The 6,216-nt window shown below is 71.4% G+C and carries 6 protein-coding genes; 4 read left to right on the top strand and 2 right to left on the bottom strand.

Annotated elements, in window-relative coordinates; genetic code table 11:
• Positions 1-14 precede the first annotated feature (14 nt).
• Together C1A38_RS24350 and C1A38_RS24345 are read right to left on the bottom strand one after the other, a co-directional pair.
• Entirely contained in the window at positions 15-578 is a 564-nt protein-coding gene (locus C1A38_RS24350) for a YbjQ family protein (RefSeq protein WP_199180316.1), read from the bottom strand.
• A 27-nt stretch (positions 579-605) separates the two neighbouring features.
• On the bottom strand, positions 606-1,286 hold the full coding sequence (locus C1A38_RS24345) for a S1 family peptidase (protein WP_102660044.1): 681 nt from the start codon (positions 1,284-1,286) through the stop codon (positions 606-608).
• A gap of 438 nt (positions 1,287-1,724) precedes the next feature.
• On the opposite strand from C1A38_RS24345, the gene purS reads away from it, so the two are divergent.
• From purS to C1A38_RS24325, 4 genes are all read left to right on the top strand, one after another.
• A complete protein-coding gene (purS, locus tag C1A38_RS24340) occupies positions 1,725-1,988 on the top strand; it encodes a phosphoribosylformylglycinamidine synthase subunit PurS (RefSeq protein ID WP_013730868.1) in 264 nt (87 codons plus the stop codon).
• Positions 1,985-2,668 (top strand): phosphoribosylformylglycinamidine synthase subunit PurQ, encoded by a 684-nt coding sequence (purQ, locus tag C1A38_RS24335; RefSeq protein WP_102660043.1) that lies wholly within the window; start codon positions 1,985-1,987, stop codon positions 2,666-2,668. The genes purS and purQ overlap by 4 nt, the downstream gene beginning before the upstream one ends.
• Positions 2,669-2,735: 67 nt before the next feature.
• Positions 2,736-5,417 (top strand): phosphoribosylformylglycinamidine synthase subunit PurL, encoded by a 2,682-nt coding sequence (gene purL, locus C1A38_RS24330; protein WP_102660042.1) that lies wholly within the window; start codon positions 2,736-2,738, stop codon positions 5,415-5,417.
• A gap of 4 nt (positions 5,418-5,421) precedes the next feature.
• Positions 5,422-6,177 (top strand): 2-phosphosulfolactate phosphatase, encoded by a 756-nt coding sequence (locus tag C1A38_RS24325; protein WP_102660041.1) that lies wholly within the window; start codon positions 5,422-5,424, stop codon positions 6,175-6,177.
• The last annotated feature ends 39 nt before the right edge of the window (positions 6,178-6,216 follow it).

Below are 6,216 nucleotides of genomic sequence, written 5' to 3'. Positions count from 1 at the left end.
GGGGTGGGGTGGAGCTAGCTGTCGCGGGTGGGGGTTTCGGGGGCGGAGCTGAGGTTGGGGGCGCTGGCGGGTTCGGCGATGCCGCCGGGAGTGCTGGCGAAGGACGGGTCGTTTGCGGTTTCGGCGGCGATGAGCGGCTGGTCGGGGGGCATGACGTCGGGGACCTTGGGTGCCACGATGACGGCGGTGCCGTAGGCGCAGATCTCCATCCACATCTCGCCGCAGTCCCGGCTGTCGAACCGCATCCCCACCACGGCGTTCGCGCCGAGCCGGCGGGCCTCCTCGCCGAGCCGGGCCACCGAGTCGGTACGCCACCGGGTGAGGTTGTCCGGCGCCATCGGGTCGTACGCGCCACCACGGAGGTTCTTCACGCCCTCGCGGTACGGGTTGCGGGTCCTGGCCATCGAGGAGACCACCTCGCCGAGGATCTGGCGGATCTCGTAGCCGGGAAGTTGATCCGTCGTCACGACCAGCACGTTTTCGATGCTGGCAGGCGTTGACCTCCGGCAACGTGAGCCCTGTTCACCTGCTCGGATGCTGCAAAACAGCGCGGCGCGGACGGCGGGCGCGTTGCCCACCTTCCGCGCCGCATCGGACGCTTTCGGTCAGACACCGGCCACCGAGGTGATCCAGGCCCGGTTGAAGGCCACACTGCCGTAGTTCTGGATGCTCTGGCCGTCGGCGGTGGAGGCGACGCCGACCTGGGCACCGTTGTAGAACTGCGGGCCGCCCGAGTCGCCCCGCCAGGCGTTGCCGTTGATCCGGGTGCTGCGGATCGCCTGCCCGCCGTACGCGTCGGTGACGTTGGTGCTGGTCACCCGGACCGACGCGGTCTTCAGCTGGGGAGAAGCCCCGCAGCCGCTGTAGCAGGTCATGCCCCAGCCGTAGATGGTGTTTGTCGAGTTGACCGGCGGGTTGCTGCTGGCCAGCGTGACGTAGCTGGTGCTCACCGAGCTGGACAGGCGCATCAGGGCCAGGTCGTAGCGGCCGTAGGTGGCGCTGACGGTGCGGGTGACGCCGCCGGAGCCGTGGTAGACGCTGCCGACCCGCACGGACATGGTGCCGCCGAGGCAGTGCCGGGCGGTCAGCACCCACTGCGGGGCGATGATCGTGCCGGAGCAGGTGAACGAGCCGTTGCTGAACACCGCCGCGGCCCACGGCGCGGAGGAGACGGTTCCGCCGCCGATGATGTACGGGCCAACCGGCGCGGCGACAGCGCCGGAGCTGGCGCCGAGCACGCCGGCCAGGGCTGTGGCGAGGACCGCGAGCAGGGATCGGATGCGCATCGGTAGGGCTCCTTCGGGGATCGCGGGACCCGGGTGGCCGGGTCGACCTGCGGTGACGGGCGGGGGTGGTCCGTCACCGCGACACCGATAAATCGACGTCTGACGATGTACCGTAGGGCTGGGTGAGGTGTTTCACAAGAGGTTCATTCAAACAAGTCGATGTAACAGTCCGATGTCGGGCCCAGTCGTGCTCGGTGTCCACCTTCGGCCAAGACCTGCCGACCCGTGCGTTACGCGACCCGCCGGGAGATCGGGCAACAATGCCGTATCGGGACAGCAACGAACCCGTATCGTTCTCGACAGGGCCAGGCGGGTGGCCGCGAGTGGCGCCTCGACGCCCTCCCACCGGTGCGTCCGGTGCGACATCTGCCAGGTAGGCTGGCTGCGCTCGCCCGTTGTGGGTCGGCACCCAACTGCGTACACAGTCAGGAGTGCCCAGTGCCTCGCGTCGTCGTCGACGTCATGCTCAAGCCCGAGATCCTCGATCCGCAGGGCCAGGCCGTCGCAAACGCGCTGCCCCGGCTCGGTGTCAACGATGTCGCCTCGGTGCGGATCGGTCGGCGCATCGAGATCGATTTCACCGGTGAACCGGACCTGGACCGGGCCCGGGAGATCGCCGACAAGCTGCTCGCCAACCCGGTCATCGAGGACTTCACCGTCCACCTGGTCGAGGCCGACGAGCCCGCGGAAGCCCGGTCGTGACCGCGCGGGTCGGTGTGGTGACCTTCCCCGGCTCGCTCGACGACGGGGACGCCGCCCGGGCTGTCCGCATCGCGGGCGCCCAGCCCGTACGCCTGTGGCACGGTGACCCGGAGCTGCACGGGGTGGACGCGGTAGTCCTGCCCGGCGGCTTCTCCTACGGTGACTACCTGCGCTGCGGGGCCATCGCCAGGTTCGCCCCGGTGATGGAGACCATCGTCGACGCCGCTGCCGGCGGCCTGCCCGTGCTCGGCATCTGCAACGGCTTCCAGATCCTCTGCGAGGCCCACCTGCTGCCCGGCGCGCTCACCCGCAACCAGCACCTGCACTTCCGCAACCGCGACCAGATCCTGCGCATCGAGTCGGCGGGCACCGCCTGGACGAACGTCTTCCAGCCCGGCCAGGAGGTGCTGATCCCGGTCAAGAACGGCGAGGGTTGCTACGTCGCCGACCCCGCGACGCTTGACGCCCTCGAAGCCGAGGGTCGGGTCGTCGCCCGCTACGTCGGCGTCAACCCGAACGGCTCCCAGCGGGACATCGCGGCCATCACCAACCCGGCCGGCAACGTGGTCGGCATCATGCCGCATCCCGAGCACGCGGTGGAGGCGCTCACCGGCCCCTCCCTCGACGGCCTCGGCTTCTTCACCTCGGTGCTCAAGCACCTGGTGGGGGCGCCGGCGTGACCGTCCGCGTCGGGATCATCGGTCGGCTCACCCGCCCGTACGGCGGCGAGCGCAACGAGGAGAGGTCATGACTACGCATCCGGACCCGGTACGGGACACCCCGGAGGCAGTCCCGGCCACGCCGGCACAGCCGGTCCAGCCATATCCGGCCGCGTCGGCCGGGCAGGCCGACTGGGCGGACCGGGTGGACACCGTGCCGCGCGCCGAGGGCACCCCGGAAGAACTCCAGCCGTACGCCGAACTGGGGCTCCGGGACGACGAGTACGACCGTATCCGGCACATCCTGGGCCGCCGGCCCACCCAGTCCGAGCTGGCGATGTACTCGATCATGTGGAGCGAGCACTGCTCCTACAAGTCGAGCAAGGTGCACCTGCGCCAGTTCGGCGAGAAGGCCCCGCCGAGTGACCGGCTGCTCGCCGGCATCGGCGAGAACGCCGGTGTGGTGCGGGTCTCCGACGAACTGGCGGTGACCTTCAAGGTCGAGTCGCACAACCACCCGAGCTTCGTCGAGCCGTACCAGGGCGCGGCGACCGGCGTCGGCGGCATCGTCCGGGACATCCTCGCCATGGGCGCCCGCCCGGTCGCCGTGATGGACCCGCTGCGCTTCGGCGCGGCCGACCACCCCGACACCGCCCGGGTGCTGCCCGGCGTGGTCGCAGGCGTCGGCGGGTACGGCAACTGCCTCGGCCTGCCCAACATCGGCGGCGAGGTGGTCTTCGACCCCTGCTACCAGGGCAACCCGCTGGTCAACGCGCTCTGCCTCGGCGTGCTGCCGGTGAGCCGCCTGCAGAACAAGGCCGCCGTCGGCCCCGGCAACGTCGTGGTGCTGATGGGTGCCAAGACCGGCCGTGACGGCATCGGCGGTGTGTCGGTGCTGGCCAGTGCGACCTTCACCGAGGGCAGCGAGCAGCGCCGCCCGTCCGTGCAGGTCGGTGACCCGTTCACCGAGAAGCTGCTGATCGAGGCATGCCTGGAGCTGTACGACGCCGAACTCGTCGCCGGCATCCAGGACCTCGGCGGTGCCGGGCTCACCTGCGCGCTCACCGAGACCGCCGCGGCGGCCGGCACCGGCATGCGGGTCTGGCTGGAGCGGGTGCCGCTGCGCGAGCCCTCGATGGACCCGCACGAGATCCTGGCCAGCGAGTCGCAGGAGCGGATGCTCCTGGTCGTCGAGCCGGCCAAGCTCGAAACGGTCCTCAAGACCTGCGAGAAGTGGGGCGTGCTGGCCACCGCGATCGGTGAGGTCACCGCTCCGGAGCCGGACGGCCAGCCGGGCCGACTGCTGATCACCTGGCGTGACCAGCTGGTGGTCGACGTGCCGCCGGGTTCGCTGGTGGACGACGGGCCGGTCTACGCCCGCCCGATGCGGGAGCCGGCCGACCTGATCCTGCTCCAGGCCGACCGGGCCGAGACGCTGCCCCGGCCGAGCGACCCGGACGCGCTGCGCGAGACCGTGCTGCGCATGATCGCCTCGCCGAACCTGTGCGACAAGACCTGGGTCACCGAGCAGTACGACCGCTACGTGCTGGGCAACACCGTGCTCGCCCAGCCGGAGGACTCCGGCGTGATCCGGATCGACGAGCGGACCGGCCTGGGCGTGGCGCTCTCGGTCGACGGCAACGGCCGGTACGCCCGGCTCGACCCGTACCACGGTGCCAAGCTGGCGCTGGCCGAGGCGTACCGCAACGTGGTGGTCACCGGGGCGACGCCGATCGCGGTCACCGACTGCCTGAACTTCGGCTCCCCCGAGGACCCGGGCGTGATGTGGCAGTTCGCCGAGGCGGTTCGTGGCCTCGCCGACGGCTGCGCGGAGCTGGGCATCCCGGTCACCGGCGGAAACGTCAGCTTCTACAACCAGACCGGGGCGGCGGCGATCCACCCGACGCCGGTCGTCGGTGTGCTCGGCGTCCTGGACAACGTCGCCGAGCGGGTGGCGATGGGCTTCGTCCCGCGGCCCAGCGGCGACCACGACCAGCTCTTCCTGCTCGGCGAGACGCACGTGGAACTCTCCGGCTCGGAATGGGCCTGGGTGACCCACCAGCACCTCGGTGGCGTACCCCCGCAGGTCGACCTGGCCCGGGAGAAGCAGCTCGGCGAGCTGCTGGCCGCCGCCGCGCGGGTCGGCCACGTCAGCTCGGCGCACGACCTCTCCGACGGTGGGCTCGCGCAGAGCCTGGTGGAGTCCTGCCTGCGCTACGGCGTCGGGGCGAGGATCGCGGTGCCGGAGCGCTTCGAGGGCACCTCGATGCCCTTCGTCTTCCTGTTCAGCGAGTCCGCCGGTCGGGTGCTGGTCTCGGTGCCTCGCGGCCACGAGAAGGCGTTCACCGCACTCTGCGCCGAGCACGGCGTGCCATGGGAGCTCATCGGCGTCACCGATTCCACGGGCGGCGCGCTGGAGGTGCACGGCCAGTTCCGCATCGGCCTGGACGAGCTGCGTGAGGCGCACAGCGCCACGCTGCCGGCGCTGTTCGGTGGCGTCCAGCCGGTCGAGCTGACGGCGCAGGACAGCGCGGTCGAGGCCGCGCCGGTGGACGCGGTCGAGGCACCGGTCGAGGCTGACCCGATTCCCTCGGTCGAGGACGCCGAGCCGCACGCGGAGGCTGTGTCCGACGGCGTCGAGACGCCCGAGGACGACCGGCCGGTCGAGCGGGCGGCACCGCCGGTTCGCCAGCAGCCGATCGAGGCAGCCGGCGAGCAGGACATCGCAACCGACGCACCACAGGAGCACACCTCCGCCGACGAGCGCTGAGGCGTTGGCCGAGTCCGTTCACGCTCAATCCGGATCCGGGGCCCGCTTCGACTGGGGCCTCGCGGGGGCGGCGGAACTCGGCCGCGTCTGCGCGGTACTGGTGGTGGTGGACGTGCTGTCGTTCACCACCACCGTCGAGGTGGCGGTCGGGCGCGGAATGCGCGTCCACCCCTTCCCCTGGGGAGAACAGGCCGCCGAGTACGCGCGCCGGGTCGGTGCCGTGCCCGCCGCCGGGCGTCGGCAGGTCACGCCAGCACATCCGTGGTCGCTGTCACCGGCCGCGTTGAGCCGGGCACCGGTCGTCTCCGACCTGGTGCTGCCCTCCCCGAACGGTTCGGCGATCAGTGCCGCCGCCAGCGCCACCGGCCTGCCGGTGGTCGCGGCCAACCTGCGTAACGCACGCGCCGTCGGGCGCTGGCTGCTGAGCCAGGGGTACGGCTCGACAAACGAACCGATCGGCGTGATCGCCGCCGGTGAACAATGGCCGGACGGCGCGCTGCGCCCGTCGGTGGAGGATCAACTCGGTGCGGCGAGCGTGCTGGACGCGCTGTCCGGGGTGACCGGCGGCCTCTCCGTCGAAGCGGCCGTGGCACTGGCGGCGCTGGCCAGCATCCCGGACGTACCCGCGGCGATCCGGGGTTCCGTGTCGGGCCGCGAACTGATCGGGAGTGGCTTCGCCGAGGACGTCGAGATCGCCGTACGGGTCGACACCTCGGCCGTGGTGCCGCTGCTGCGACAGGGCGTCTTCACACCCGCCTGACCGGCCGGGCCCGACCGATCAACACGTACACGCGGAACG

Origin of the sequence: Verrucosispora sp. ts21, from assembly GCF_002879555.1 — a bacterium.
In the GTDB taxonomy this organism is placed as follows: Bacteria; Actinomycetota; Actinomycetes; order Mycobacteriales; family Micromonosporaceae; genus Micromonospora; species Micromonospora gifhornensis.
This window is presented reverse-complemented; position numbering and strand designations above follow the sequence as displayed.